General features: G+C 69.0%; 27 protein-coding genes. 13 read left to right on the forward strand and 14 right to left on the reverse strand.

What is annotated here, in order from left to right; translation table 11 throughout:
- Positions 1-45: 45 nt before the first annotated feature.
- The 4 genes from HALDL1_02675 (at position 46) to HALDL1_02690 (ending at position 3,748) form a co-directional block, all read left to right on the forward strand.
- Entirely contained in the window at positions 46-1,515 is a 1,470-nt protein-coding gene (locus HALDL1_02675; protein AHG02648.1) for an aldehyde dehydrogenase, read from the forward strand.
- A gap of 426 nt (positions 1,516-1,941) precedes the next feature.
- Positions 1,942-2,361 carry a 30S ribosomal protein S6 gene (locus HALDL1_02680; GenBank protein ID AHG02649.1) on the forward strand — a complete coding sequence of 140 codons (420 nt, stop codon included), beginning with the start codon at positions 1,942-1,944 and terminating at the stop codon, positions 2,359-2,361.
- A gap of 41 nt (positions 2,362-2,402) precedes the next feature.
- On the forward strand, positions 2,403-2,840 hold the full coding sequence (locus tag HALDL1_02685; GenBank protein AHG02650.1) for a hypothetical protein: 438 nt from the start codon (positions 2,403-2,405) through the stop codon (positions 2,838-2,840).
- The gene (locus HALDL1_02690) at positions 2,840-3,748 is read left to right on the forward strand and encodes a sugar kinase (protein ID AHG02651.1); all 909 of its coding nucleotides are present in this window, start codon (positions 2,840-2,842) and stop codon (positions 3,746-3,748) included. The genes HALDL1_02685 and HALDL1_02690 overlap by 1 nt, the downstream gene beginning before the upstream one ends.
- Here HALDL1_02690 and HALDL1_02695 read toward each other — a convergent pair.
- The 4 genes from HALDL1_02695 to HALDL1_02710 all read right to left on the reverse strand — a co-directional run bounded on the left by HALDL1_02695 (position 3,745) and on the right by HALDL1_02710 (position 7,219).
- Positions 3,745-4,542, reverse strand: a complete 798-nt coding sequence (locus tag HALDL1_02695; protein ID AHG02652.1) for a phosphorybosylanthranilate isomerase — start codon at positions 4,540-4,542, stop codon at positions 3,745-3,747. The two genes, HALDL1_02690 and HALDL1_02695, sit on opposite strands and share 4 nt — an antisense overlap.
- A 39-nt stretch (positions 4,543-4,581) precedes the next feature.
- The gene (locus HALDL1_02700; protein ID AHG02653.1) at positions 4,582-5,661 is read right to left on the reverse strand and encodes a RecJ-like exonuclease; all 1,080 of its coding nucleotides are present in this window, start codon (positions 5,659-5,661) and stop codon (positions 4,582-4,584) included.
- A gap of 58 nt (positions 5,662-5,719) precedes the next feature.
- A complete protein-coding gene (locus HALDL1_02705) occupies positions 5,720-6,649 on the reverse strand; it encodes a hypothetical protein (GenBank protein ID AHG02654.1) in 930 nt (309 codons plus the stop codon).
- A gap of 138 nt (positions 6,650-6,787) precedes the next feature.
- On the reverse strand, positions 6,788-7,219 hold the full coding sequence (locus tag HALDL1_02710) for a universal stress protein UspA (GenBank protein AHG02655.1): 432 nt from the start codon (positions 7,217-7,219) through the stop codon (positions 6,788-6,790).
- Positions 7,220-7,294: 75 nt separating this feature from the next.
- Here HALDL1_02710 and HALDL1_02715 point away from each other — a divergent pair, with 75 nt between their 5' ends.
- On the forward strand, positions 7,295-7,738 hold the full coding sequence (locus HALDL1_02715; GenBank protein AHG02656.1) for a universal stress protein UspA: 444 nt from the start codon (positions 7,295-7,297) through the stop codon (positions 7,736-7,738).
- On the opposite strand, the gene HALDL1_02720 is transcribed toward HALDL1_02715, so the two are convergent.
- The 4 genes from HALDL1_02720 to HALDL1_02735 all read right to left on the reverse strand — a co-directional run bounded on the left by HALDL1_02720 (position 7,735) and on the right by HALDL1_02735 (position 10,416).
- Positions 7,735-8,322 carry a protein N-acetyltransferase gene (locus tag HALDL1_02720; protein ID AHG02657.1) on the reverse strand — a complete coding sequence of 196 codons (588 nt, stop codon included), beginning with the start codon at positions 8,320-8,322 and terminating at the stop codon, positions 7,735-7,737. The two genes, HALDL1_02715 and HALDL1_02720, sit on opposite strands and share 4 nt — an antisense overlap.
- A gap of 1 nt (position 8,323) precedes the next feature.
- Entirely contained in the window at positions 8,324-8,692 is a 369-nt protein-coding gene (locus tag HALDL1_02725) for a universal stress protein UspA (protein AHG02658.1), read from the reverse strand.
- A gap of 48 nt (positions 8,693-8,740) precedes the next feature.
- Complete coding sequence (locus tag HALDL1_02730) at positions 8,741-9,103, reverse strand: hypothetical protein (GenBank protein AHG02659.1); 363 nt, start codon at positions 9,101-9,103, stop codon at positions 8,741-8,743.
- Between the two features lie 554 nt (positions 9,104-9,657).
- Entirely contained in the window at positions 9,658-10,416 is a 759-nt protein-coding gene (locus HALDL1_02735; protein ID AHG05099.1) for a hypothetical protein, read from the reverse strand.
- 91 nt (positions 10,417-10,507) lie between these two features.
- On the opposite strand from HALDL1_02735, the gene HALDL1_02740 reads away from it, so the two are divergent.
- Positions 10,508-11,125: a hypothetical protein gene (locus HALDL1_02740; GenBank protein ID AHG02660.1), complete on the forward strand. Its 618-nt coding sequence runs from the start codon at positions 10,508-10,510 to the stop codon at positions 11,123-11,125.
- Positions 11,126-11,151: 26 nt separating this feature from the next.
- Here the strand turns inward: HALDL1_02740 and HALDL1_02745 are convergent, their stop codons facing one another.
- Positions 11,152-11,649, reverse strand: coding sequence for a hypothetical protein (locus tag HALDL1_02745; GenBank protein AHG02661.1), 498 nt, complete (start codon positions 11,647-11,649; stop codon positions 11,152-11,154).
- Positions 11,650-11,739: 90 nt separating this feature from the next.
- Between HALDL1_02745 and HALDL1_02750 the strand changes: the two genes are divergently transcribed.
- The 5 genes from HALDL1_02750 to HALDL1_02770 all read left to right on the forward strand — a co-directional run bounded on the left by HALDL1_02750 (position 11,740) and on the right by HALDL1_02770 (position 19,041).
- Positions 11,740-14,808: a peptide ABC transporter ATP-binding protein gene (locus HALDL1_02750; protein AHG02662.1), complete on the forward strand. Its 3,069-nt coding sequence runs from the start codon at positions 11,740-11,742 to the stop codon at positions 14,806-14,808.
- Positions 14,809-14,920: 112 nt separating this feature from the next.
- Positions 14,921-16,603, forward strand: a complete 1,683-nt coding sequence (locus HALDL1_02755; protein ID AHG02663.1) for a peptide ABC transporter substrate-binding protein — start codon at positions 14,921-14,923, stop codon at positions 16,601-16,603.
- 88 nt (positions 16,604-16,691) lie between these two features.
- Complete coding sequence (locus HALDL1_02760; protein ID AHG02664.1) at positions 16,692-17,735, forward strand: peptide ABC transporter permease; 1,044 nt, start codon at positions 16,692-16,694, stop codon at positions 17,733-17,735.
- A gap of 1 nt (position 17,736) precedes the next feature.
- The gene (locus HALDL1_02765) at positions 17,737-18,681 is read left to right on the forward strand and encodes a peptide ABC transporter permease (GenBank protein AHG02665.1); all 945 of its coding nucleotides are present in this window, start codon (positions 17,737-17,739) and stop codon (positions 18,679-18,681) included.
- A 3-nt stretch (positions 18,682-18,684) separates the two neighbouring features.
- Positions 18,685-19,041: a hypothetical protein gene (locus HALDL1_02770; protein ID AHG02666.1), complete on the forward strand. Its 357-nt coding sequence runs from the start codon at positions 18,685-18,687 to the stop codon at positions 19,039-19,041.
- Positions 19,042-19,056: 15 nt separating this feature from the next.
- Here the strand turns inward: HALDL1_02770 and HALDL1_02775 are convergent, their stop codons facing one another.
- Both HALDL1_02775 and HALDL1_02780 read right to left on the reverse strand, forming a co-directional pair.
- Positions 19,057-20,322 (reverse strand): dihydroorotase, encoded by a 1,266-nt coding sequence (locus tag HALDL1_02775; GenBank protein AHG02667.1) that lies wholly within the window; start codon positions 20,320-20,322, stop codon positions 19,057-19,059.
- Positions 20,323-20,346: 24 nt separating this feature from the next.
- Complete coding sequence (locus HALDL1_02780) at positions 20,347-21,024, reverse strand: biotin/lipoate A/B protein ligase (GenBank protein ID AHG02668.1); 678 nt, start codon at positions 21,022-21,024, stop codon at positions 20,347-20,349.
- Positions 21,025-21,077: 53 nt separating this feature from the next.
- On the opposite strand from HALDL1_02780, the gene HALDL1_02785 reads away from it, so the two are divergent.
- Entirely contained in the window at positions 21,078-22,025 is a 948-nt protein-coding gene (locus HALDL1_02785) for a hypothetical protein (GenBank protein AHG02669.1), read from the forward strand.
- 14 nt (positions 22,026-22,039) lie between these two features.
- Here HALDL1_02785 and HALDL1_02790 read toward each other — a convergent pair whose 3' ends face one another.
- From HALDL1_02790 to HALDL1_02800, 3 genes are all read right to left on the reverse strand, one after another.
- Positions 22,040-23,437, reverse strand: coding sequence for a Zn-dependent hydrolase (locus tag HALDL1_02790; GenBank protein ID AHG02670.1), 1,398 nt, complete (start codon positions 23,435-23,437; stop codon positions 22,040-22,042).
- A 164-nt stretch (positions 23,438-23,601) separates the two neighbouring features.
- Complete coding sequence (locus HALDL1_02795; protein AHG02671.1) at positions 23,602-24,174, reverse strand: cysteine hydrolase; 573 nt, start codon at positions 24,172-24,174, stop codon at positions 23,602-23,604.
- A gap of 60 nt (positions 24,175-24,234) precedes the next feature.
- On the reverse strand, positions 24,235-24,822 hold the full coding sequence (locus HALDL1_02800) for a hypothetical protein (protein ID AHG05100.1): 588 nt from the start codon (positions 24,820-24,822) through the stop codon (positions 24,235-24,237).
- A gap of 115 nt (positions 24,823-24,937) precedes the next feature.
- On the opposite strand from HALDL1_02800, the gene HALDL1_02805 reads away from it, so the two are divergent.
- Positions 24,938-26,413: a hypothetical protein gene (locus HALDL1_02805; protein ID AHG02672.1), complete on the forward strand. Its 1,476-nt coding sequence runs from the start codon at positions 24,938-24,940 to the stop codon at positions 26,411-26,413.
- Positions 26,414-26,420: the final 7 nt, after the last annotated feature.

Consider the following 26,420-nt stretch of genomic DNA (forward strand, 5'->3'; position numbering starts at 1 on the left):
GCGATTGGGGTAACGTTACGAGCGTGGACATCCAAGCCCACACCGATGTCCGACCTCGACCTCACCGACGTCGACTGGACCGCACAGTACATCGACGGCGAGTACGTCGCACCCGACGACGGCGACACCATCTCCGTCGAGGACCCGTCGACGCGCGAGCAGTTCGCCGAGGTGCCCGCGGGCACCACTGGCGACGTCGACGCCGCCTACGAGGCGGCCGCCGCCGCGCAGGACGAGTGGGCTTCCCGCCCGCCCCAGCAGCGAGCCTCCGTCGTCCGGACCGCACGCGACCTCCTCAAGGAGAACCGCGACGAGATTCTCGACCTCCTCGCCGCCGAGTCCGGGTCGACGCGCACGAAGGGGATGGCGGAGTTCTACACCTCCGTCGGCATCACGGGCGAGGCCGCCTCCTTCCCCACGCGGATGTCCGGCGACCGCCGCGACTCCACGGTCGCGGGCAAGGAGAACATCGTCGTCCGCGAACCGAAGGGCGTCGTCGGCGTCATCTCCCCGTGGAACTTCCCGCTGAACCTCTCCATCCGCGCCGTCGCCCCCGCCATCGCCACCGGCAACAGCGTCGTCCTGAAGCCCGCGACGAACACACCCGTCACGGGCGGCCTGCTGCTCGCCAAACTGTTCGAGGCCGCCGGCCTCCCCGAGGGCGTGCTCAACGTCGTCACCGGCCACGGGTCGGAGGTCGGCGACCGCATCGCCGGCCACCCCGAGGCCGACGTCGTCGCGTTCACTGGCTCCACTGAGGTCGGCAAGCAGGTCGCCGGCACCGCCGCCACGAACCTCGCGACGCCCGCGATGGAGCTCGGCGGCAACAACGTCCACATCGTCACCGAGGACGCAGACCTCGACCGCGCCATCGACGGCGGCGTCTTCGGCTCTTTCCTCCACTCCGGGCAGGTCTGCATCTCCGTCAACCGCCACCTCGTCCACGAGGACGTCTACGACGAGTACGTCCACCGACTCACCGAACGCGCCGAGGAACTCCCGACTGGGACTGCCCACGAACCCCAGACCGTGGTCGGCCCCATCATCGACGAGTCCCAGCGCGACCAGATCCTCGACTTCGTCGAGCAGACGGTCGACGCAGGCGCCACCGTCGAAACCGGCGGCGGCCACGACGGCCTCGTCGTCGAACCCACGGTCCTCTCGGACGCCACCAACGACATGGCCGCCGCGTGCAACGAGCACTTCGGCCCGGTCGCTCCGGTCATCCCGTTCTCGGACGACGACGAGGCCGTCGAGATGGCCAACTCGACTGACTACGGCCTCTCCGGCTCCGTCCACTCGGGCGACGTCGGGCGCGCCCGCGACATCGCCGACCGCATCGACACCGGGATGATTCACATCAACGACCAGCCCATCAACGACGAACCCCACGTCCCCTTCGGCGGCGTCGGCGACTCCGGCATGGGCCGCTACAACGGCGAAGCGGTTCTCGAAGAGTTCACCGAGCAGAAGTGGATCAGCGTGCAGCGCGAGGAGCGGGACTACCCGTTCTGACGCACGTTTTACGCTGCGCTCGGCGGCCTCCGGCCGCCTCACTCGGTAAAACCTGCACTAAAAGCACTCCTCCTTCGGTCCGCTTCGCATCCCTCAGTCGTCGGCCTGCGCTCCCTCGCTTCGCTCGTTCGCGCAGTGAACCGCTTCGCTCGGGTCCGTTGGACCGCTCGCTTGCGGATGCTGGCCGTTGACGGCTGTTCCACCGCCTGGTTCCTGCGCAGGTTCAAGTACGAGAGCGGGACCAACCCGGACTATGCACTGAATTCGGCCGCAGGGCGTCAGCGGTAGTGCGACCATCGCCCTGCGAACCGCCGGGTCGCCTGCTCGCTCCTACCGCCTCGAAGCCGGATTCTCCCGGGAAGCGCGTCAGCGTCGCTGCTCGGTCGCTTCGACGGGTTTTTGAATAGCGCCCGACTCGTTTCACGCATGGCTACGTTCCAGGTCGTCGTCGCCGACCCCGAGTCGGGGCGAACCTACCAGCGCGAGGTAGACGGACAGGACGCGAACCGCTTCCTCGGTCTCGACATCGGTGACGAGGTCGACGGCGAGGCAGTCGGCCTCGACGGCTACACCGTCGAGATCACCGGCGGCAGCGACGCCGCCGGCCGACCGATGCGCCCGGACGTCGACGGCGCCGGACTGCAGGACGTCCTGCTGTCGGGGGGCCCCGGCTTCAAGCCGACCACCGACGGCGAGCGCAAGCGCGTCAGCGTCCGCGGGAAGGAAGTCTCCGACGCCACCGTCCAGCTCAACGTCGCCGTCGCCGAGCGCGGCGACGAGTCCGTCGCCTCCCTCTACGGTGAGGGCGAGGACGAGGAGGCCGACGAGGAAGCGGCCGAAGCCTGAGTAACGCCACGCTTTTTCGCGGCGGTCGCGTACCCGGTGTCGTGAGCGACTACGACGCCTATCTCGCCGGCGACCGAACCGACCACGTCGCGCTCTACCTCTCCGAATCCTACGTCTCAGACGTCGACTCACTCGCCGACCGTGACGACGCCGAGCGCGTCGGGGAGGGCGTCATCCTCGTCGTCGACGGTGAACGCGGCCGCAGCGTCTTCCAGACGATCACGGGGATGGCCGCGATGGAGTTCGGCTCGACAGCGATGGACAACCCCGGCCAGGTCGACGCGGACCTCGTCGGCGGGGACTGCCCGGCGGCCGACGACGACTCCGAGGACCATCACGCCGAGTTCGTCTTCTCCTTCGCGGAGGCCCAGAACGATGAGGTCGGCGGACTCTACGCCGAGGGCGACGTCATCCACGCCTACGTCTACTGTTCCTGTGGCACCGCGTACTCCGAGAAGTGGGTGGCCGGGGAGCGCTGATGGCCACCGTCGTCGCCGTCGGGAGCGCGGTGCTCGACCGCGTCTACGGCCTCTCGAATCTCCCGGAACCCGACGGCGGCGCGTTCGTCCGCGACTACGAAGAGCGCGCAGGCGGCGTGGCCGCGAACGTCGCCTGCGCGCTCTCGGCGCTCGACCACGACGCGAGCGTCGTCTCCCGGGTCGGTGACGACGACGCGGCCGACCGCGTGTTCGCTTCGCTGGCCGATTGGGGCGTCGACGTGTCGGGCGTCCGCCGAGGCGACGACGAGTCCTCGTACTGCCTGATTCTCCGCGGTCCTGACGGCGACCGGATGATCGTCGCGGGCGGCGACAGCGTCCCGCAACTCCGACTCACGGACGCCGACCGAGAGCGCTGTCGAGACGCAGACTGCGTGTTCACGAGCGCATACGCCCCCGACGTGGTCGTCCGTGATCTTGTAGAGATGCGACAGACCGGCGAGATTGCGGCGCTCGCGTTCGACCTCGCCGGCCCGATTTCGGAACTCGAAGGCCGGGGCGCGACCCGCGAGACCATCGACGCAGCGGCGACGGCCGCGGACCTGTTCGTCACGAACGAGGTGGCCGCGCGCTCCTATCTGGACTGCGACCCGAGCGCGGCCGTCGAGTCGCTGTCCCGTGCGGGCGCCGACCGGGTCGCTGTGACTGTGGGAAGTGACGGCGCGTACCTCGGCGACGGCGAGGTGGTCCAGGTCGACGCCCACGAGCGCGCCGTCGTGGACACCACCGGCGCCGGCGACGCGTTCACCGCGGCGCTGATTCACGCGTGGCTGCTCGGCGACAGACCGGCAGAAGCAGCGGGAGAAACGGCCGCCGCGGCCGCCGCGCAGAACTGTACTGCGGCGGGCGCACGGGGTGCGCTCGCTGTCCGTGACGACCTCCCCGACTAGCGGGCTTCCTCGACGAGGCGCCGGACGCGCTGCTCGTCGACGGATGCGGTCGTCTCCTCGTTCTCCTTCAGCGCCGTGCCGACGATGACGCAATCCGCGACGTCCAGTGCCTCGCCGACCGTCTCCCTTGTCACGCCGCTGCCGACGAACACCGAGGCGTCCGTGTCGAGTTCGTCGCGGGCCGCCACCACGTTCCGGAGGTGGTCGAGGCTCGTCGCGTGGCCGGTGCCGCTGCCGCTGGCGACGAGGCCGTCGGCCCAGCCGCGCTCGACTAATTCCGCGACCTCCTCGGAGAGCGGTCGCTCCGCGAGTGGGGCGGAGTGTTTCACGTCGACGTCGGCGAGAATCGAGACATCCGCGCCGAGGCGCTCGCGGAGGCGGACCGTCTCGGCCGCCGCGCCGGTGACGATGCCCTGGTCGGTGAGGCGCGCGGCGGCGTGGACGTTCACGCGCACGAACTGCGCGCCGGCCGCGGCCGCGACGGAGACGGCGGCGTCGGCGTCGTTCCGGAGTACGTTGACGCCGAGGGGGAGATTCGTCTCGCGGCGCAGGTCGGCGGCGAGCGCGGCCATCGACGCCACGACGTGTTTGGGGACGTCGTCGGCGTAGAACGGCGCGTCGCCGAAGTTCTCCAGCATGAGAGCGTCCACGCCGCCCGATTCGAGGCGACGTGCGTCCCGCAGCATGGCATCCCTGATGGCTTCCCGGTCGCCGTCGAACCCCGGGGCGCCGGGGAGCGCGTCGAGGTGGACCATCCCGACGACGGGACGGCCAGCATCGAAGTCGAGGCTCATACCCCGGGCGACGGCTGGTGTCCGGATAAACGCGGCGGGCTAGTCGTCGGCCGGTTCGTCCTCGAGGTTGCGGAACGCGTCGAGGATGACCTGCTTGGTCGTCGCGCCCTGGGAGGTCCAGTGGTTCGCGTAGTCCATCATGTCCTCGTAGATGTCGGGCTTGCAGCCCGCGGCCTTCGGGTGACCGCCGCCGTTGACCTGGCGGGCGACCTCGTGGGCGCGCTCGAAGCCCTCGGTGCCGCGAATGCTCGCGCTCCCGGAGGGCTTGACGACGACAGCGGCGTCGGCGCCCTGCTCGCGGAGCGCCTCGGCAACCTCGTTCTGCGAGCAGCGGCCGTACGTGACGCCGACCGTCCACTCGTCGATCTCCTTCATCGCCGCGCGGGCGACCGCCCGGTCGATGAGGTCGTTCTTCTCGACGCGGCGCTCCGCGAGGAACTCCAGGACGTCCTCGGGGAGGTCGGCGCCGTGTTCCTGGACGGTGTCCATGTACTCCTCGGCGTCCGTCCAGTAGGAGTAGTCCGCCAGATCGTCGCTGCGGGGGTCCTCCTTCAGCCAGAGGTCGTGGTCACGGGTGACGACGGCGAGTTCACGGAGGTACTCCGGGACGTCCCCGTCGAGGCTCCGGACCGCGACGTCGGCGGTGCACTCCTCCTCGGAGTCGCCGACGACGAGGTCGACGCCCGCATCGCGGACGGCGTCGGCCGTCTCCTCGGTCCACTGGTGGTGGTCGAACCACCGGACCTCACTGGCGTGCTCGACGGCGTACGCGAGTTCGTCGTCGACGTACCGGAACTTGTCCGGGCAGAGGTCGCAGACGAAGATGCGACAATCGTCGGCGCCGAACTCAGCAGCGCGGCGCAGGCCGTCCTCGATCTCGTGGGGGCCGGCGGGCACGAGCGCCGCCTCGCCGTACACCTCGCGGATGGTGGCCGCACACGCCAGGCCGTCGGCGTCGGGGTCCGCCACCACGACGACGTTCGCGCCCTCGATGCGCTCTCTGATCTCCCGGTCCTTCTGCTCCTCGCGGACGTCGTCCGGGACGAAAAAGCCCTTTCCGGGCAGCAGTGACTTGCGTTCGAGCGGCAAGCCCTCGTCCTCGATGACCCAGTCTTCCATACCGGCAGGTGGGCCGGACGCGCAAAGAACCCCGCGATTGGGGGCGAACAGTCGCCGCTCAGGTTCCGAGGTGCCACTCGCCGCGACCCGTCCCGCCACCGTAGTGGCGGTCGGCACCGAGCAGGTCGTCGCGCTTCCACTGGAAACTGGTCCGGTGGTCGTAGGCGATGCTCCCCTCCGTCTGCAGGCCGCCACAGCCGGTGAGCGCGCTCCTTGCACGCGCGTTCTTAGGCGTCAACTCGATTTCGAACGTGCTCCGGGTCGTGTCCGAGACGTTCGCGACCTGCACGCCGTTTCGCGTGTGCGCGTTCGGGAAGACGTCGTGGAGGCGCTGGTCGTCCGGGAAGTCCGCCTCCCTCACGCCATCCTCGACGGCGAACCCGTCGTTCGCCTCGGCGTGCAGCGTCGTCCGCAGGCGGACGTACTGGCCGGTGTCCTGGTGGCTGACCGACGCGACCGTCCGGGACGCGTAGGCCTCCCCCTCGTCGAGGCGACCGACGACGTTCGTGGCACCCGCGTAGTCGTACAGCTCGTCCGCCGATGACTCCGGGACGAACGTCTCGCACTCGGGGACGCGCCCGACGAGCGCCCAGCCGAGCGGGTCGAGGACCGGGTCGTCCCAGCCGCCCTCGTCGACGAACGTGTACGTCTCGACGGTCTCGTTCCCCGGTACCGCCACGACCACGCTGACGGGGCGTGCCCGGACCGCCTCGACGCCGAACGTGTACTCCTGGCGGACGCTCTCAAGCAGCCCCACCATCGCGTCGAAGCCACTCCCCGTCGCGAACGCCACGGGCCTGTGCGTGCGGAACGCCTGTACGAGGGTCGCCCGGTCCGCACTCGGGGTGGCGAGCACGGCGTCCGCGTCTTCGAGGGTCTCTGCGATGTTCGGTGGGGTCGGCAGGTCGTCGGTGTCGCCCGCGAGGTAGACGGCGTCGTTCTCGAGGGCCTGGCTCGTGTCCTCGCTCAGGCCACTCCCGGTGTTCACCTCGGGGTGGCCGCTCCCCAGCGCGTTACAGCCGGCGAGTGCGGCGACGCTGGCGGCACCCGCGGTCGCGAGAAAGCGGCGTCGGTTCGTGGAGGGCATCGTCGCAGAACTCTTCGCGGAACCGGAATAAATCTCCTGTTAGGTCTCTGCCTCGAGTTGGCGGACCGTCAGCACGGGAACCGGGCAGGTCCGAACGACGCGCTCGGCGACGCTCCCGATGAAGAAGCGGTTCTCGCCGTGCCGGCCCCGGGTCCCGGTGGCGACCACGTCCGCGTCCACGTCCCGGGCGTACTGGCTAATCTCCGCGGGTGGCCGCCCCTCGCGGACCGCCGTCGTGACGTTCTTCTCTGCCGCCTCGGCCACCTTCGCCACCGCGTCCTCGCCGCGCTCCGCGAGGGCCGCGTGCATCTCGTCGCGGACCGCCTCGGGCGCGGTCTCCACCTCGCTCTCCTCGAGGACGTAGAGGGCGTGGACCGCGGCGTCGAACCGCGTGGCGACGTCGAGGGCCACGTCCACCGCGCGCCCGACGCTCTCGGAGCCGTCGGTCGCGATGACAACCGTCTCTATCATAGGTGGTCGTTCCGGGCCGGACACCTTAAAGCCACACGCGGAGCGCTTTAGTAGCCCCGCGGCGCAGTCCAATCCATGAGCCTCGAAGTGGACACCGTCCTCGTCCCGGTGGACGGCACGGAGGCCTCCGCCACGGCCGTCGAGTACGCCGTCGCCGTCGCGGAGCGCTACGGCGCCGACGTGCACGCGCTGTACGTCCTCGGCGAGACCGTCACGCGGAGCATCGACGCCGGCAACGTCGCCGAGGAAGAGGTCGTCGAGGACACGAACACGTTCCTCGCGGAGATAGCGTCGTTCGCGCCCGAGGAGGTCAGCGTGGACTCCTCCATCGCGTACGGCTTCTCCACGTCTCGGAAGCTTCAGCACCCGGGGAGCGTCATCCTCGACTGCGCGGACGACGTGGACGCGGACTTCCTCGCCATCCCCCGCGAGGGGCTGCGCGGCGACGCGGGCGACGTTCTCGAGAAGGCCGCCGAGTACGTCCTGCTGTACGCCAGCCAGCCCGTCCTGTCAGTTTAGTTTAGACGAATCGACATCTCCATCTCGAAGCTCTCCGCGGACGCCGTCTCGAAGCCCACCTTCTCGTACAGCGCGACCGCCGGCCGGTTCCACCGCTCGACGGTGAGCCAGACGTACTCCACGCCGTGTTCCTGACCGTGACCGAGCAGCGCCTCGATGAGTCGCGTGCCGACGCCCGCGCCCTGGTAATCCTGGTGGACGAAGATGGCGAGCTCGTACGTCGACGCCGAGTCCGGCACGAGCGTCGCGTGGCCGGCCACGATGTCGCCGTTCCACGCCAGCACGTCGAAGCCCTCCCGCGCGAGCAGCGTGTCGAGCCACTCCCGGATGCGCGTCTCGCCGACCGGTGGCACGCCCTGGGCGCGGTCCGCCGGGTCGAAGGTGGCGTACATCTCCACGACCGCCTCGAACGCCCTCTCCGCCGGTGGTGGATCGCTCTCGTCGTGCGCCGGTGCCGCGCCCGGGGGGACCGGTTGCTCGTACGCCCCCACCTCGACCGCACGCCCCTCGCCGTCGGTGAACGAGACGGGTGGTCGCGGGAACTCGGCGGCGACCGTCTCGGGGTAGACGCGTTCGCCCACCATCTTATCGCACCAGTTTCACGGACACCCGGGAGTTCAACAGCACGAACTCCGAGATGTGACCGAGTCGTATCTTCCCCATCGGACTCCGCTGGCCGCCGCCCAGCACGACCTGGTCGAACCCCTCGGACTCCGCGAGTTCCACGATGGCGCTCCCCGGGTCTCCGGAGAGGCGGCGGACGTCCACCGGGAGCCCCGCGTCCTCGAGTGCGGCCCTGGCGGCGTCCACCAGCTCCTCGGGGACGCGGTCGCTCTCGGGGTTCTCCACGACCGCGACCATGAGGTCGTCGCCCGCGTCCACGGCGCGCGCGACGGTCTCGTCGAGGGCGTCCAGGGAGTCGTCGGCGCCCCCGATTCCCAGCAGCACGTTCATGCTCGGAGTGTCACCACCGTCGGGCAAAAGCGTTCGGTAGCAAGCCGCCTACTCGCTGCCCGCTCCCCGCTCGTCGCCCGACTGCTCCACTGCGGGCGGGCGGACCGCGATGATGCCGTAGCTGTGGACGGTCAGCGTACAGCCGGCGTACTCGAAGGAGACGTGGACGTCGCTCGCCGAGGCGGAGCGGTCTCGCCGCTCGACCAGGTTGTCGAGGGCCTCGGGGTCGATTACGTCGTTGAGCGTCGGTAGCTCCGTCGGCCCGGTCTGCGTGACGACCGCGACCGTCGCGACGACAGCCATGCTCACCGACTCGGTGTTCCCGTCGAAGGACGCTCGATACGTGTCCGTCTCCGGGCTGTAATCGACCGCTTCGCTCCGTTCTATCGAATCGACGTCGAGCTCTGACACATCGGGGGGAGCCGGAGGAGGGTCGTTTGCCACAGCGGGCGTAGGGAGGTTGGGGGGATATACTTTGTTTAGGAGCGATTTGATAGCTTGTGGAATCCGGGGGGCTGCTCTGCTGTTCGCACCGTCCAGTTCGCTCGCTGTCGGCCACTGTGCGTGGGTCACCGGGTCTTCCGTGGTGGGTCTCCCCTATCATCGGGTTGCAGTGGCAAGCAGAACTGACTCCGAAACGTGCGTGGAACTCCTACCCGTGTCTGTAGTGGCGGGTTTCGGAGCGGTCCGTTAGTAGCGCGCAACTCGGGTTCACAGCTATGAGAAACGGTAACCAGGACCGATATCGACGTGGACGGGGCGAGGGTCGGGACCGGGAGGAGCGCCAGCCAGCCCGGGCCCAGCAACGCGCGGAACGGGGACAGGTCCCCCGCCAGAGCGGCCGACGGCACGACGCCCGACGCGGAGCACAGTGGCAGGGCGGCCAGGCAAGCCCGGGCGACGAGCGACGGGAGGGGGGTCGGCGCTGGCACCGCCAGCAAGGCAGTCCACCACAGGCCGGTCAGTCAGGCGGGCAGCAGCCAGGTGCTTCTGGAGGAAACGGACCGCCGACCAACTCGGGCCCACGGGGCCAACCGCGCGGCCAGGGTGTCGCGGGCGGACACTCCCCGCAGGGCCAGCAGCCAGTCGAGCAGGGCGAGTTCCACGGGCAGCGAGGCGACCAGTGGCCCCAGACTGGCGGCGGCCAGCAGCGCGGTGGGGGCGGGCAGCACCCGACAGGAAGCGGCCCGAATCACCAGCAGGGCGGCCCACAGCACGGCCAGCGACAGCGACGACAGCAGCAGTCGGCCCGGCCACCCGCCGACCAGTGGAGCAACACCAATGCGGAGCGAGGCGGTCAGCAGCCCGGGCGGCAGTCCGGCGGTCGAGCAGGAGTCAGCGGCGGCGGAAACCACGTACGGAACCAGCAGCGCGACCAGCCGAGCCAGTTCGTCGACCCCCAGGGCGGCCAGCGGAGCGCTCCCCAGCAGGTCGGTCGGGGGCGCGGCCAGCAGCGGGCCCCCAAGCTCTACCGGGTCCCGTTCGAGAACAACGACGAGGAGGCGGATGGCGACCAGCAGGCGGAAGACAGCCAGACGCCGGCCCGCGACGAGCGGGGCCGGTTCACGAGCAACTGACCGCGAAGGTCGCCGTTCTTGGTTCTCCGCGCCTGACGGCTCGCTTCGCTCGCCGTTCGGACTGGCCGAGGGTCCTCGCGCCTCGCGGGTCGCTTCGCTCACGGCTGGCGCCGTTCGCGTTCTCGTGGCCTCCCGCTGGTCGGCCACGCACTCCCCGCTCGGACAGGCCGAGGATTCTCCCTCTGCTCGAACCCTCGCGCCCGACACGCTTTTGCGACCCCCCCGGCAATCCCCGGGCATGCCCGAACAGCGTGCTCCGCCGGCCGAGTGGGACCTCGCCCCCGCGGTCGAACCGGTCGTCGAGGCGTCCGCCCCCGAACCCGACTCCGACGTGCCGCGGGACGTCCGGGAGTACAAGCGGTTCTCGAAGATGGACGGCGCGCAGTACGACCGCGTCAACGAGTTCCTGCGGGACCGCACGTACATCACCGCCCGCGAGTGGGCCATCGCGCGGCTCTGTGCCGACTTCCGCACGGAGACGGGCGTGGAGATGACGAAGATCGGGGAGAACCTCCCGGAACTCGTCCCGTTCATGACCGACACGTACAGCCCGCAGGCCGTCAACCAGGCGCGGTCTGCGTTCGAGGACAAGGTGCGGAAGGCCGGCGCGACGTTCCTCTACGGCGCGATGTGTGACTTCTTCACGGCGGACGAACTCGACGACCTGATGTACGAGGTGACGGAGGTGGCGAAGTTCCTGCTGGAGGTCGAGGGCGTCGACCTGGCCGTCGAGGAGGAACTGGCCGCCGAGGAACGCATCTCGACGGTGATGCGGGACGTGCGATCGGCGAGCGACGAACTCCGCCACGACGGCACCGAGTGCCCGAACTGCGGGCACGAGTTCGGCGGCGACTGACGCGCGGTCCGCGCCACACTTTCTGCTTACGCTTCGGGGAGGAACAGCGACGGGTCTTCGTGGGTGAACGTGAGCACGCGGCGTTCGTCGAGCGGTCGGACGTGCGTGCGCACCTCGCCCTCTTCCTCGACCATCTCCACGAACTCCTCGTGCTCGGTGGGGCTGAAGTACGCGGGGTAGAGCACGGCCGTCTCCGCCTCCGGGTCCTCGAGCGCGACGACCACGTAGACGGTGCCGGCGGTGTCCGCGCGGAACACCTGGGCGTTGTCGAAGCCGCCGGCCTCGTCGAACGCCTCGACGGCGGGGTCGAACTCGTTGTCCGGCGCGAGCAACTCGATGCCCGTGCGGTCGACGTCGCCCGTCAGGATGGCGACGTCGCCCGGGTGGATCTCGTGAGCGTCCCAGCCGCGCTCGCGGTACTCCGCGGCGGTCGCGGCCATGTCGTCGACGACTTGCTCCCAGCGGGGCATCGCGTCCGCCGCGGGGTTGTCGGGTTCCCCGATGGGGTCGGAGTCGTTGGGCATGCGTCGTGAACCGGCAGCCACCCGCAAAAGCCTTCCTTCTCGGCCGGTGGTGCGGAAGCTATATGCCTCCCGTGTCACCAGTTTGTGGCAATGAGTGGTCTCCTCTCCATCTCGAATCTACGGACGCAGTTCGACACGGACCGCGGGGCAGTGAAGGCGGTCGACGGCCTCGACCTCGACATCGAGGAAGGCCAGACGGTCGGCCTGGTCGGCGAGAGCGGCTCCGGGAAGAGCGTCACCGCGCTCTCCGCGATGAAACTCGTCGACGACCCGGGAAGCGTCGTCGGCGGCGAGATGACGCTGAACGACCCCGGCCTGGCCGCCGAACTCGCGGCGGACCACGCCGGCGCCGTCGCTACCTACCCTTACGACCTCGTGGCTGCGTGCCGGGAACTCGCCGGTGACCTGCGCGGGGACGCCGAAGTCGGGTCGATGCCGGCCGAACTCCGTGGCATCGCCGAGGACCTGGCGGCCCGCGACGACCCGAACGACCTCGCGGCGGACCTCCGCGAGTTCGCCGACCGGCTGGACGACGGCGACGACCCCGACGAGGTCGGCGCCGAACTCGACCACGCCGTCGCCGACGCCCTCGACGGCTTCATCTTCGTCGAGGACGCCCGGGTCGCGTCCGTGCCGGACAGCGACGTCGACCCGTCGGCCGACCCGTGGGACGTCCTTCGGAACCGCGAGAACGGCCCCGAGAACGTCTGCCTGGAGGGCGCCCGCATCGACCTCACGACAGCGCCCGAGCACGTGATGCGTGACATCCGGGGCGGGGAGATGAGCATGATCTTCCAGGACCCGATGACGTCGCTCAACCCCGCGCTCACCGTCGGCGAGCAGATCGCCGAGAGCCTGCGTCTCCACCGCCACGGCGGGAAGAAGAAGGACTCGTGGCTCAACGGCATCCGCGAGGCGCTCTCCAGGGGTGACACCGACGAGGAGATCGTCCAGGAGACCGTCGACATTCTCGACGAGGTCGGCATCCCCGAACCCGAGGCACGCCTCGACGAGTATCCCCACGAGTTCTCCGGGGGGATGCGCCAGCGCGTCCTCATCGCCATCGCGCTCGCCTGCCGCCCGAAAATCCTCATCGCGGACGAGCCGACCACCGCACTGGACGTCACCATCCAGGCCCAGATTCTCGACCTCATCAACGACCTCCAGGACGAGTTCGGGATGAGCGTCCTGTTCATCACCCACGACCTCGGCGTCGTCGCGGAGACCTGCGACCGCGTCGCCGTGATGTACGCCGGCGAGGTCGTCGAGGAGGGGCCGGTGGACGACATCTTCCACGACCCCAGCCACCCGTACACGTACGCGCTCCTGGAGTCCATCCCGCGGGAGGACACCGAGCGCCTCCAGCCCATCGAGGGCAACGTCCCGGACCTCATCGACCTCCCCGACGGCTGCCACTTCGCGCCCCGCTGTCCGTGGGCCCACGAGGAGTGCACCGAGGGCGAGATTCCGTACCTCCAGCACGGCCCGGAGGACGTCGACCACCGCTCGAAGTGCGTCCTCGAGGAGTTCGACACCACCGAGTACGGCGCCGAGCGGGGGATGGCCGCCGAGTCCGAGACGTTCACCGGCGAACCGCTGATGCACGTCGAGGACCTTCGGAAGTACTTCTCGCGCGCGGACGGCTGGCTCGACCGGTGGCTCGCCGACGAGCCCCAGACCGTGAAGGCCGTCGACGGCGTCGACTTCGACATCTACGAGGGCGAGACGCTCGGCCTCGTCGGCGAGTCCGGCTGCGGGAAGTCGACCACGGGACGATCCATCCTCCGCCTGCTGGAACCGACGGACGGCCGCGTGCTGTACGCGGGCGAGGACGTCGCGGACCTCGACGACGACGAACTCCGCGCGAAGCGCCGGGACATGCAGATGATCTTCCAGGACCCGCTGTCCTCCCTCGACCCCCGGCAGAGCGCGGGACAGACGATCATGGAGCCGCTGAAGATCCACGGCCTCCCGGAGAGCGACCCCGCGGTCACGGCCCGCGCCGACGTGACCGTCGAGGGCATCCAGCGGGACGCGGTCACGGTCGACGTCGCGGACGACGTCGACGCGCTCGTCACCAGCACGGACGGAGAGGCAGTCGTCCCGGTCACTGTCACCGTCACTGGCGACGAGGTGGACGTCGACACCGCGACCTACCTGGACGTCGACACCACCGTCACGCGTGAGGACGGCCGCGTCACGGGCGTCCGCGTCGACGTGGGGGCAGGGGACTCGAAGCGCGCGAAGCGCCGCAATCGGGTCGCCCAGCTCCTGACGGCCGTCGGCCTCGAACCCGCGCAGTACGACCGCTACCCCCACGAGCTCTCGGGCGGGCAGCGCCAGCGCGTCGGCATCGCCCGCGCGCTCGCGGTCGACCCCGACTTCATCGTGGCCGACGAACCGGTGAGCGCGCTCGACGTGAGCGTGCAGGCCCAGATTCTGAATCTGATGGAGGACCTCCAGGAGGAGTTCGACCTCACCTACCTGTTCATCGCCCACGACCTCTCCGTCGTCCGGCACATCTGCGACCGCGTCGCCGTGATGTACCTCGGCAAGGTCGTGGAGACGGCGCCCACCGAACTGCTGTTCGACGACCCGAAACACCCGTACACGAACGCGCTGCTCTCCTCCATCCCCGACCCGGACCCACGGGCCACCAACGAGGACCGCATCCTCCTCGAGGGCGACGTGCCGAGCCCCATCGACCCGCCCTCTGGCTGCCGGTTCCGGACGCGCTGCCCGGAGGTCATCCCGCCCGCGGAGATGGACGTCGACCAGGACGTGTTCCGCGAGGTGATGGACCTCCGGGAGGCCGTCGAGAACCGCGACATCCCGCTCGACGCCGTCTGGGAGGACGCGACGACCGACGGGCCGGACGCCGGCGGCGAACCGGCGGAGGCCCAGGCGGACGGAGGCCGCGAAGCCGACCGCGAGGCGTTCGTCGAGGAACTGTGGGACCGCGAGTTCAGCACCGACCCGTCGGGTGAGGTCCGCGACGTCGTCGACCGGGCGTTCGACGCGCTCGCCACCGAGGACTGGGACGAGGCGGCAGAGATTCTCCAGGAGGCGTTCGAGAGTCCCTGCGAACTAGAGGAACCGCCGCTGGAGGGCGACCAGCAGACGGTCGCCTGCCACCTTTTCGACGACCACGCCGGGTAACCTGGGCCCAGCCGCCCCCTTTTAGCCAGCCCATACCATGTTAATCGTTATCGTATTTAGTCGTTGGTGCTCGTCCAGTATTCTCCGGTATTATTAAGTGAAGGACACCTGCATACCCAAATTGGCAGGCGATAACGTAAGCCGACGAAGCTTCTTGAAGGCAGCGGGGACCGCCACGGTCGCCGCGACATCGACCGCAGGTTGTACCAGTCTCATGGGCGGCGACGGCGGTGGCGGCGGGACACTCGTCTACTCCCGCGGCGACCACCCGAGCAACTACGACCCCCAGCAGACCACCAGCGGCGAGGTGGCGAAGGTCACGAACCAGGTCTTCGACACGACCGTCGACTTCAAGCCGGGCAGCGGTGGCGCGCTCACCGACGGCCTCGCCAAGGAGTGGTCCCTGGACGGGAAGACGGCCACCATCACGCTCAAGGAGGGCGTCAACTTCCACAACGGCGAGGAACTCACGTCCGCGGACGTCCGCGCGACGATTCGCCGCTTCATCGACGAGGACTACAAGTATTTCCTCGGCGAGAACCGCTCGGGCTACTCCTCGGTCACCTTCGGTGACTGGATCGCGAGCATGGAGGAGAGCGGCAAGTACGAGCTCACCATCAACCTGAGCCAGCGCTACGCGCCGTTCGTCCGGAACCTCGCGATGTTCGCAGCCGCCATCCTCTCGAAGGCGCAGATCGAGTCGGTGGGCGAGGGTGCGGACGCCCAGGCCGAACTCGGCACGGACCCGAAGGGCACCGGCCCGTTCGTCTTCGAGGAACTCGACAACGACAACGAGCGCATCCGGTTCACCGCGCACGGCGACTTCTGGGGCAAGGGCCCGAAGGTCGACGAACTCATCATCAAGACGATCAAGTCCAACCAGACGCGCGCCCAGGACCTCATCAACGGTGACAGCCACCTCACCGACAACCTCAGCGCGCAGGCCATCCAGCAGATCGACAACTCCGACTCCGCGTCCTCCAAGCTGAAGGACGGCATCAACGTGGGTTACATGGCGTTCAACCAGTCCCGGAAGGAGGCCTTCCGGAAGCCGAAGGTCCGCCGCGCCATCAGCTACGCAGTGGACACGAAGGCCATCGTGGACTCCATCTACCAGGGCTTCGCGTCGCAGGCCGACCAGCCGCTCCCGCCGAACGTCCTCGGTCACAACGACGACCTGGACCCGTACCCCCACGACCCCGACGAGGCGTCCCAGCTCCTCGAAGAGGCCGGCGAGACGGATCTCACGTTCGAACTCGCGACGTTCTCGAACCCGCGTGGCTACAACCCGAGCCCCGTCGCGACCGCGAACCAGATCAAGTCGAACCTCGAGGAGATCGGTATCACCGTCGAGATCAACCAGTTCTCCTCGTTCGGCCCGTACATCGACTACACGTACGGCGGCAAGCACGACGCGGCGCTGCTCGGCTGGTACACCGACAACGCCGACCCGGACAACTTCCTCTACGTGCTCCTGCACCCCGGCGTGTCCGTCGACGACGTGCCGAGCGGCCAGGACTACGTGAGCTGGGATACGAAGGCCAACGCCTCCAACATCTCCGCGTGGGCGAACACGGACTACATGGAGCTCGTCAACCAGGGTCAGACGACCTACGACGAGGGCGAGCGTGAAGACCTCTACCTCGAGGCGACCAAGCTGGCCCACGAGCAGGCCCCGTGGGTGTACCTCGACTACGCACAGACCACGCGTGGCGTGCACGAGTCGGTGAAGTCCGACACGTTCATCGTGAGTTCCGTCGGTCAGCCGTACCTGGAACTCGTCGAACTGAAGTGAGGTCGCGGGGGTAACCCCGGACTCACCGCCGTCGCGAAGTAACGTTCATACGGCCGGACGTCTCACGTCCGGATACTAACTCATATACATGGTCTCGAAGCGGTTCATCCTGAAACGGCTACTGTTGCTCGTGCCGGTACTGCTCGGCGTAGCGACGTTCGTCTTCGTCATTCTCCACCTCTCCGGTGGTGACCCCGCGCGGGTCATTCTCGGGCAGCGTGCGTCGGACGCACGCGTCCTCGAGTTACGCCAGAACCTCGGCTTGAACGACCCCCTCTACGTCCAGTACGGTCGCTTCCTGCTCGACGCTGCCCAGTTGGACTTCGGCCAGTCCTACAAGGTCGCCCAGGGCCAGTCGGTCCGCAGCGTCCTGGCCTCGCGGCTCCCCATCACCATCGAGCTCGCGCTGTACGGCCAGGTCATCGGCCTGCTGATCGGCCTGCCGCTGGGCGTCATCTCCGCGGTGAAACAGGACTCCATCGTCGACCACCTTGGTCGCGTCGGCGCGCTGTCGGGCATCTCCATCCCCATCTACTGGTCGGGCCCGATGCTCATCCTGCTGTTCTCGACGTTCCTCGGCATCTTCCCGGCGAGCGGCCGCATCGACTCGACGATGTTCCTCGCCGACCACTGGACGCTGTTCGGCACGGAGCTGCCGCTCACCGGCATGGTCACCGTCGACACGCTCCTGCTCGGGCGGCTCGAGGCGTGGTTCTCGGCGGTCCGGCACATGTTCCTGCCGGCGGCCACCATTGGCATCTACTCGCTCGCGCTCATCTCCCGCATGATGCGGTCGTCGATGCTGGAGGTCGTGCGCCAGGACTACATGCGGACGGCGCGCGCGAAGGGCCAGGGCTCGAAGATCACCATCATGAAACACGGCTTCCGGAACGCCCTCATCCCGGTCGTCACCGTCATCGGTATCCAGTTCGGCACGCTGCTCGGCGGCGCGGTCCTCACGGAGACGGTGTTCAGCATCAACGGCATCGGGACGACCATCGTCGCCGCCATCAACGCGACCGACTACCCGCTCGTTCAGGGCGCGGTTCTGACGTTCGCGCTGCTGTTCACGCTCGTGAACCTCGGCGTCGACATCACCTACAGCTACCTCGACCCCCGCATCCAACAGTGAAATGAGCACGGAAACGACCGAAAACCCGACCGAACCGGCGGAGCGCGGCCTGCTTGACCGCCTACGCTCCTCGCAGTTCCTCTCGGAACTGTTCTCGAACCGCATCGCGCTCACCGGCATCGTCATCATCGCCACGATGGTGCTCGTGGCGCTGTACGCGCGCGTCTTCCTCGACGTCGGTGTGCTGGCCGACTCGCGACTCGGCGGCACGATTCCGGACCGCGCACCGCCGGGCTGGGTCGGCCCCGCGCCGGCGGACACGTACCTTTTCGGCACCGACGCGGCCGCCCGCGACATCTTCAAGCGGACGCTGTACGGCGCCTGGATTGCGATGAAGTTCGGCACCATCGCGGTCGGCGTCTCGACGGTCGCCGGCATCGCGCTGGGAACGGTCGCGGCGTACTACAGCGACCTCACCGACAACGTCATCATGCGGACGATGGACGTGCTGCTGGCGTTCCCGTCGCTGCTGCTCGCGCTCGCGCTGGTCTCCATCTTCGGGGCGGGGCTCTGGAAGGCCACCGCCGCGCTCATCCTCGTCTACACGCCGCGGTTCGCCCGCGTCGTGCGCGGCGCCGCGCTGAAAGTGCTCGAGGACGAGTACATCGAGGCGACGGAAGCTCTCGGCGCGACGGACCCGCGGGTCCTCGTTCGGCACGTCGTCCCGAACTCGCTGGCGCCCATCACGGTGCAGTCGACGCTGAACTTCGGGCTCGCCATCATCGACATCGCGGCGCTGTCGTTCCTCGGCTTCGGCGCGCAGGCCGGCATGCCGTCGTGGGGGAAGATGCTCGCGAACGGCGTGTCGAACGGCCTCCTCACCGGGAAGTGGTGGATGTCCGTCTTCCCGGGACTGTTCCTGGCTATCACGGTGCTGGGCTTCAACCTCCTGGGTGACGGGATGCGTGACGCCCTCGACCCCCGGATGCGGGAGACCGTCGACTGACCGATGCAGGAGGGCGTCGAAGCACAGGGCCGCGACTGGGGGTTGCTCGCCCGCTTCGCCGCCGCCGGCTTCGCCGCCGCCTTCCTCCTCTTCTACGCGCTCGTCTTCGCCCTCGGCTACGCGCCGCGGTCAGCCAGTTCGCTGGCGTTCCCTCTCGCCGCGATTCCGTTCGCGTTCGGCCTCCTCGGCTGGTCGGCGGTGCTGCTGTCCGGCGAAGCCGTCGAGAACTACTCCAGGGAACTCGGTCTCAGCGAGGGCTGGACCGTCGAGAGCGGGCGGCAGGCGATGGCCGTGCTTGTCGTCTTCGGACTCGGTGGCATGGTGGGCGCCGCCGTCGCTGGCGCGCCCTACGGCGTCTAACCCCGAGGGACCAGTTCACTCCCGGACGTTTTCGCCGTCGTGGTCCGCGAACGAGTCGCCGTCCCAGACGACCGTTCCCCGGACCATCGTCCACTCCGGGAACACCCCCTGTTCCCCCTCGAACGGCGTCCACTCGCAGTTCGAGTGGAGGTCGGCGCCTCTGATCTCCCGGGAGTCCTCGGGGTCGACGAGCACGAGGTCGGCGTCCCGGCCCGCCTCGACCCTCCCTTTTTGCGGCAGGTCGAAGATAGCGGCGGGGTTCGCGGCGGTCACGTCCCGCACGCGCTCGTGCGTGAGTTCCCCCTCGCTGGCAGCCTGCAACAGCAGCGGAAGCGCCGTCTCGACACCCGGAACGCCCGACGGCGCGTCCCAGATACTCGCCTCCTTCTCCCCGCGGGTGTGGGGCGCGTGGTCGGTCGCGACCACGTCGATTCGGCCGTCGGCCAGTCGCTCGAACAGCGCCTCCTGGCGCTCCTCGCTGCGCAGCGGCGGGTTCATCCGCCCGAACGTTCCGAGTTCGTCGAGGTCATCCCGCGAGAGGAAGAGGTGGTGTGGTGTCGCCTCGCAGGTAGCGCCGCCCGCGTTCGCCGCGTCGACGCCCTCCGGCGTGGAGGTGTGCGCGACGTGGACGGTCGCACCCGCCTCGTTCCCCACCCTCACGGCGCGCTCGACGGCGGCCTCCTCGGCCTCGGCGGTGCGGTAGGCGCTCCAGGCGTCGGCGTCCTCGCGCTCTTTCGCCGTCGTATCGAACAGGTCGGCGTCCTCCGCGTGGACCGTGACGACGACGTCCTCGCTGGCCGCAATACCACAGGCCTCGCGGAACAGTTCGGCCTCGATGCCCATGTCGCCCGTGGAGTCGGCGAGGAACACCTCGCCGAGCGCGAACAGCGGCCGGTCGAACAGCGTCTCGGGGTCCCAGTCGGCCGTCACGCCGCCGTTGATGCCCCAGTCGACGAGTGAGTCGGCGGCGAAGTCGGCCTTCTCGTCGAACGCCGCGCCGGTCACCGTCGCCGGGTCAGTGTTCGGCTGGTCGACGACGGTGGTGACGCCGCCCGCCGCCGCGCTACGCGACCCCGACCCCCACGTCTCCTTGTGGCCGTAGCCCGGCTGCCGGAAGTGGACGTGGACGTCGATCATCCCCGGGAGGAGTAGGTTGCCGGCCGCGTCGACGAACGTCTCACCGTCGAGGCTCTCGCCGACGGCGTCGATGCGTCCGTGGTCGCCGACGCGCACGTCCCGCGTCCGGCCGTCCGCGAGCGTGGCGTTCCGGATAACTTTCATACGCGGACTCTCTCGGCAGCGCGCCTAAGTGCTGCGGACCCACCGAACGTCCGGGTCGGCGTCCCCGACGAGCGCGTCCTCCAGTTCGTCGCGGACGCGTTCGGTGTCGCCGCCGCTGGCCGCGACACTCCCCACGGATTCGGGGTCGAAGGCCACGCCGAGCGCCGGGTAGACGTCTGCGAGCACGCGCGCTATCTCCTCGTGGTCGTCGACGACGAGGACGCCCGAGGTGAGCGCCGCGCCCTTCGTCACGCGCTGGGCGACGCCCGCCAGTTTCCCGTCTGCGGAGACGGAGTGGTCGCCCGGGCAGAACGAGTCCGGTGGTTCGCCCTCGCTAGCGTCGACGCCAACGGCGTCGAGGGCGTCGACGACGTCCGCGACCATCGCGTCGTAGCGCTCGCCCAGCCCTGTCCGGACGTCCGCGACTGGCTCGATGCGCGCGAACGCCAGCGTCGTCTCCGTGTACGCGACGGCCCGCCCGCCGACGCCGCGCTCCTCCGGCGGGAAGCCGTGCTCGCGGGCGGCCGCTCTCGCGTCGTCGTAGCCGTCCTCGTTCGCGTCCCGCCGCCCGAAGGCGAGCTGCCGGCCCGGCGCCCAGACGCGGACCGCGGGCTCCCCGTGCTCGCGCACGAACTCCATGAGGTCCCGGGTCGCCTCCCGGTCGGCTTCGCGGTCAGCGGCACGCCCTCGCAGAACTCGCATTACCCCTCCCTACGGACCGACGCCCGTAACTCTACTCGGTTCCAACCCGGCGCATGGTCACGCTGGACGGCGACGTGCTCCGCCGGTACCCGCGCGTCTCCCGCTACAACTCCCCGTACCCCGCTCACGACGCGGGGTGTGCGGTGGACCTGTATCCGGACCGCGTGGCTGACCAGCGGGAAGCCACGGAATGGGCGAGTAGCGCGGAACGAAGCTCCGCGGACCATTCGAGCGGGCGGAGCCCGCGAGAAGACGGTGAAACCGCGAGCAACGCTGCCGACCGGAGGGAGGCCGCGGAGCGAGCGCCGAGTCCCGTCGCTGGCGATGTCGTCGAAACGCGGACCGTGCGCTGCCCCGAGAAGCCGTACGCCGAGGACACCGACCACCTCGTCGTCGTGGACACGGGCGCGTACCTCGCGCGGATGCTCCACGTCGACCCGGCGGTCGAACCCGGCGACACCCTCGCGGTGGGCGACGACGTCGGCCGCCTCGTACGCTCGGGCTTCTTCGCGCCGTGGGTCGACAACCACATCCATCTCGGGTTCCGCGAGCGCGACCAGAACGCGGTTCGCGCCTCCGGGTCGCTCCCTCTCGACCTCGGGCTGTCAGTCGAGTCGGCTCCCTGGGACGGCCGGGGACGCGTCGTCGAGACGGGGGAGACCTGGGCGCGACTCGACGCCCCCGAGCACCCTGCGCCGGGCGAGACGTTCGCGGGGCTGGCGGCCGACGACGGGGGAGTCCTCGACGGCGGCCTCCCGCACTACGAGGCCGGCGGGGCGACGGGTGAGGCCGACCCCGTCTCGCTGCTCGGCACCGTCGTCGGGGACCGCATCGACGACCGGACCGTGGCGTGGCGGGACGTCACGCCGACCGCGAACGGCGACCCCGTCCGGGGGCTGTCGCTGTGGCTCGGCGCCGAGACTCTCGGCCTGAAACTCGTCTGCCCCGGCCACGATCTCTCGGTCGGCGACCGCGTCGACGTGGGGTTCCGAGACCAGTAATCTCCGCCGGCGGCCTACGCGGTCGCGTCCGTCTCGGCTTTCGCGTCGACGTCTACGTCGTACCCCTCGGTGTGGAACGAGCCGAGGCAGTTGTAGAGACCGCGCTCGTAGATGTCGGGGACCTTGCTGATGCCGAGGTGGGAGCCGATCTTCGCGTCCGCCCAGTAGGCGCTGTGGGGCCCCTCGAAGAGTCGGCGCAGCAGGCGGGGATCGACGTCCATCTTCACCCAACCGTCGTAGTCGTCGGTGTCGACGTCGTGGACGACGTCGTACCCCTCGCCGTTCATCGACAGTTCGAGGCAGGCGTCGTCGACGAGCGGAATCAGCACCGTCGTGTCGCTTTCGAAGCCGATGCTCTCGCGCTTTCCCTCGAGTTTCTCGTAGGCGGGGGGGAAGTAGGCCTCCAGCTCGTCGAGGGTCGGCATCGGGTCCGCCTCGTAGTCGAACGAGCGCTCGGCGAGCACCTCGCCGATGTACTCCTGCCTGGCCTCCTTGTCGAGTGGCTCGAACGGCGCGGACACCTCCCCCGCGTCGAGGTCGACGTACTCGCCGGTGTTCAGGAAGACGCACTCGTGTTCCTCGCTCGTGTGCTCGTCGAAGAACGCCTTCGCCTGCTCGCGGGGCGGGTTCGCGGTGTACTGGTTCAGGTCCGCGAGGTCGCCCGCGAGGACGTACTCACCGGCGAACGGCATGTAGTAGTCCGGTTCGAAGAGGTCGACGAAGTTGAGCGCGAGTTCGTGTTTCTCCTGGATGACCCGGTCGCGCTCGGAGATCATCTCCTCGTGCGTGTAGTTCGTGACCGCCTGCGGGTAGAACTGGGCGGCGCTGTACTGGTGACAGAGCAGGTCGACGCTCCCGTAGTCCTCCTTGACCTGCTCGCAGGTCGATTCGACGAGGGGGTAGGGGCAGTCGTTGGTGTTCACGACGACGTGGTCGCCGTCGTCGATGACCGCCATCGAGTCGACCTGGGTCGACCCCGTCTTCTCGGCCTCCGTGTCGTACCACGTGCAACCGAAGAAGTTCCCGCAGAGCTCCGGGTCGCAGCCGTCCGCCGCGAGCACGTTGATGTGGACGTCGCCCTTCAGTTGCGTGCGGTCGTCGTGGGCCAGTTCGATGACCTCGAAACCGAGGTCCTCGATGGCGTCACGGAGGTAGTCCCAGCGGTAGTCGTGGATGAGGACGGGGATGTCCGTGTCCATCCGGCGGAGCGTCGCGGGGTCGAAGTGGTCCGGGTGGATGTGCGAGATGTAGATGTAGTCGAGGTCGTCGAAGTCCTCGGGCCCCTTCGCCGGTTCCGGGTAGTGGCACCACGATCCGTAGTACGCGCCGTCGACCAGCCACGGGTCACAGAGGATGTCCGCGTCCTCGGTCTCGATGTGGATGGCGGCAGACGACAGGTACGTGACTTGCATACGTCCCGTTGAGGCCGTGTCGGGGCTTTGTTATCACTCGGGTACCACCCGGCAGGCGGAGACAGAACAGCCGTTATCGTCGGGCTTCGATCGGGTAGCGCTCCACTACGAGCGCGGTCCCAGTAGGCCCTCTCTACCGCGAGCTATCGGGGCTACGAGGGCGCTCAGGCGAACTCGACAGTCGCCCGTTCGACGCGCTCCCCGAACAGCCAGTCGGCGTGTTCGACGGCGTACTCGTGGTGGTCGGCTTCGATGAAGCCGACGGCGTCCTCGACGACCACCGGCCGGAAGTCACGGAGGCCGGCGGAGCTGGCGGTGTGGAGCACGCAGACGTTCGCCAGCGTGCCACAGAGCAGCAGGTCGTCGATAGCGTGGGCGTCGAGGTGGCCCTCGAGGTCAGTCTGGTAGAACGCGTCGTAGGTGTGCTTCTCGACGACGTGGTCCTCGTCGCGGACGTCCAGGTCGTCGTGGAGGTCGGCGTCCCACGTCCCCTCGACGACGTGCTCGCCCCAGCGCTCGAACTCGTCGTAGTAGTGGTTGCCGTCGAACTGCTCGGGCGGGTGGACGTCCCGCGTGTAGACGACGCTCGCTCCAGCGTCGCGCGCCCGCGAGACGAGGTCCGTGACGGGGTCGAGGGCTTCCTCGCTGGCGGGTGCGTGGAGGCTGCCGTCCGGGTGGCAGAAGCCGTTCTGCATGTCCACGACGACGACTGCGGTGCTGTCAGGGTCGACGTTCATGTCCGGGCGTTCGTCCGGAGCCACAAAAGCAGTTGTGCGAACCGGTCTCGCTGCGTCCGGTCAGGCGACGGCGTCGCCGAAGTACGCGCTGCCGCCGCCAGCGACGGCCGCACCGACCCCCATCAGGACGCTGTTGACGAGCACCTGCGCGTAGTCCAGGGAGATGGCGGACTGCCCCTCTATGCTCGGCGCCTGGGAGACCGCCAGAACGTCCGTGACGAAGACCAGGAAGACGGTGCCGACGAGCACGCCCGCGGCCGTCGCGATGACGGCCTTCCGCGTCGTCGCCTCGAAGTGGAGGCCGACGAGGATGCCCGCGCCCCCCGCGACGGCCAGCGCCACGTACGGCGCGACGCCGATGGCCGTGTTGACGAGGCCGAGTTTGTACTGCTGGCTGGACATCTGCCCGGAGAGTCCCGCCGTGTTCGGGGCGCTCCCGAACGCACCGAGGAGCACTACCATGACGCCGATGCCGGCACCGACGAAGGCCATCGCGCCGGCCACCGTCCGCACGTACTGCTTCACCGCCGGCTCCTGGAGCACGTCGGTCACCGACTGCTGGTCAACTCCCTGCACGCCCGAGGCGTCAGCCGCAGTCGCGCTCGGGGCCGCGCTGTGCTCGTCCCGTTCGCTCTGTGAGTCTGACATCACCTGCGACACTCTCCTGTCAGGAGTTAAACCCCCGGGTCGGCGGGCAGCGCCGACGCTACACTGCTTCGACTGTGCGCAGGCTTTTACCTCCAGCAGCCCACAGTTGTACGCAATGGCACGCCGCATTCTGGCCGTCGGCCTGGTCCTCCTCGTGGTGCTCGCTGGCTGTCAGTCCGTCTCGTTCTCGGGCGATACCACCACGGACGTGGAGACCACCCAGCAGGCCGACCAACCGACGACCACCGCGACCAACGGGTCGACCGACGAGTCGGAGTTCGACTTCGCGGACCCCGAGTCGGACGTTCTGGGGTGGGAGAACGGTCTCTGGTACAACGAGTCGATAGGCGTCAGCGTCGAGGACGGCCTGAACGACTCCGAGCGGAACGCGACCATCGACCGCGCGATGGCGCGCGTCGAGCAGATCCGCGGCATCGAGTTCGAGAAGCGGGTCCCGGTCGAGGTCATCTCCCGGGACAAGTACCGCGAGCAGTACGCGGACACCGGCGACGCCAGCGACGCGCTGCGGACGTTCGACGACACGAAGTTCGAGGCGCTGTTCCTCGTCGGCGAGAACGAGGACTCCATCGAGGTCCAGGAGTCCAACCGCGGGGAGAACGTCCTCGGCTTCTACACGCCGAGGGACGACCGCATCGTCATCATCTCCGAATCGTCGACGCCGACCATCGAGGAGACGACGCTCGGCCACGAACTGGTCCACGCCCTCCAGTTCCGGAACTTCGACGCGAACTTCTCCTCGCCGACCCGTGACGCGTCGAACGCCCACAACGGCCTCATCGAGGGCGAGGCGCGCTTCGTCGACACCCGGTACAGCAACAACTGCGGGGCCAACTGGAGCTGTGTCAGCCCGCAGGCGGGCGGCGGTGGCGGCGGCGGTGACCTCCACCTCGGCATCTACATCATGAAGTACTTCCCGTACAGCGACGGTCCCGGCTTCGTGGAGCACTTCTACGAGCAGGACGGCTGGTCGGGCGTCGCGGACCTCTACTCGAACCCCGCGAAGACCTCCGAGCAGGTCGCCCAGCCCGAGAAGTACGGCACCGACCAGCCCGCGGACGTCAGGCTCCCCGACCGCTCGTCGGCCGGCTGGGAGCGGGTCACCGTCGACGGCCGGGCACCGTACGGCGAAGTCGGCGTCGGCGGCCTCACGGCCATGCTCGCCTACCCGGCCTACCACGAGGGCCGCCAGGGGGTCGTGCTCAACCCCCAGGAGTTCCTGAACATCGAGGACGGTTCGGTCGACCGGAGCGACCCGTTCGACTACACCACCACGCCCGTCGAGGGCTGGGACGGTGAGCGGATGTGGATCTACGAGAGCGACGACGGCGAGACGGCGTACACGTGGCGCATCGCCTGGGACTCCCAGCGCGACGCCAAGCAGTTCGCGGAGACCTACCGCAACCTCCTCCAGTACTGGGGCGCCGAACAGCGCGACAACGGCGTCTGGCGCATCCCCGAGGGGGAGAGCGAGTTCGCCGACGCGTTCCGCGTCACCGTCTCCGGCGACACGGTGACTATCGTGAACGCGCCGACCGTCGACCAGCTCGGCGACGTCCACGCGAGACAGTAGGCGAGCC

Origin of the sequence: Halobacterium sp. DL1, assembly GCA_000230955.3 — an archaeon.
Lineage (GTDB): Archaea > Halobacteriota > Halobacteria > Halobacteriales > Halobacteriaceae > Halobacterium.

Bases quoted from the DNA above. Each gene is read 5' to 3' on its own strand.
- HALDL1_02760 (AHG02664.1), top strand. From the start codon at position 16,692: ATGGTCTCGAAGCGGTTCATCCTGAAACGGCTACTGTTGCTCGTGCCG.
- HALDL1_02710 (AHG02655.1), bottom strand. From the start codon at position 7,219: ATGATAGAGACGGTTGTCATCGCGACCGACGGCTCCGAGAGCGTCGGG.
- HALDL1_02770 (AHG02666.1), top strand. From the start codon at position 18,685: ATGCAGGAGGGCGTCGAAGCACAGGGCCGCGACTGGGGGTTGCTCGCC.
- HALDL1_02765 (AHG02665.1), top strand. From the start codon at position 17,737: ATGAGCACGGAAACGACCGAAAACCCGACCGAACCGGCGGAGCGCGGC.
- HALDL1_02745 (AHG02661.1), bottom strand. From the start codon at position 11,649: ATGCCCAACGACTCCGACCCCATCGGGGAACCCGACAACCCCGCGGCG.
- HALDL1_02680 (AHG02649.1), top strand. From the start codon at position 1,942: ATGGCTACGTTCCAGGTCGTCGTCGCCGACCCCGAGTCGGGGCGAACC.
- HALDL1_02775 (AHG02667.1), bottom strand. From the start codon at position 20,322: ATGAAAGTTATCCGGAACGCCACGCTCGCGGACGGCCGGACGCGGGAC.
- HALDL1_02750 (AHG02662.1), top strand. From the start codon at position 11,740: ATGAGTGGTCTCCTCTCCATCTCGAATCTACGGACGCAGTTCGACACG.
- HALDL1_02805 (AHG02672.1), top strand. From the start codon at position 24,938: ATGGCACGCCGCATTCTGGCCGTCGGCCTGGTCCTCCTCGTGGTGCTC.
- HALDL1_02795 (AHG02671.1), bottom strand. From the start codon at position 24,174: ATGAACGTCGACCCTGACAGCACCGCAGTCGTCGTCGTGGACATGCAG.
- HALDL1_02715 (AHG02656.1), top strand. From the start codon at position 7,295: ATGAGCCTCGAAGTGGACACCGTCCTCGTCCCGGTGGACGGCACGGAG.
- HALDL1_02695 (AHG02652.1), bottom strand. From the start codon at position 4,542: ATGAGCCTCGACTTCGATGCTGGCCGTCCCGTCGTCGGGATGGTCCAC.
- HALDL1_02785 (AHG02669.1), top strand. From the start codon at position 21,078: ATGGTCACGCTGGACGGCGACGTGCTCCGCCGGTACCCGCGCGTCTCC.
- HALDL1_02725 (AHG02658.1), bottom strand. From the start codon at position 8,692: ATGAACGTGCTGCTGGGAATCGGGGGCGCCGACGACTCCCTGGACGCC.
- HALDL1_02790 (AHG02670.1), bottom strand. From the start codon at position 23,437: ATGCAAGTCACGTACCTGTCGTCTGCCGCCATCCACATCGAGACCGAG.
- HALDL1_02800 (AHG05100.1), bottom strand. From the start codon at position 24,822: ATGTCAGACTCACAGAGCGAACGGGACGAGCACAGCGCGGCCCCGAGC.
- HALDL1_02740 (AHG02660.1), top strand. From the start codon at position 10,508: ATGCCCGAACAGCGTGCTCCGCCGGCCGAGTGGGACCTCGCCCCCGCG.
- HALDL1_02780 (AHG02668.1), bottom strand. From the start codon at position 21,024: ATGCGAGTTCTGCGAGGGCGTGCCGCTGACCGCGAAGCCGACCGGGAG.
- HALDL1_02690 (AHG02651.1), top strand. From the start codon at position 2,840: ATGGCCACCGTCGTCGCCGTCGGGAGCGCGGTGCTCGACCGCGTCTAC.
- HALDL1_02675 (AHG02648.1), top strand. From the start codon at position 46: ATGTCCGACCTCGACCTCACCGACGTCGACTGGACCGCACAGTACATC.
- HALDL1_02720 (AHG02657.1), bottom strand. From the start codon at position 8,322: ATGGTGGGCGAACGCGTCTACCCCGAGACGGTCGCCGCCGAGTTCCCG.
- HALDL1_02700 (AHG02653.1), bottom strand. From the start codon at position 5,661: ATGGAAGACTGGGTCATCGAGGACGAGGGCTTGCCGCTCGAACGCAAG.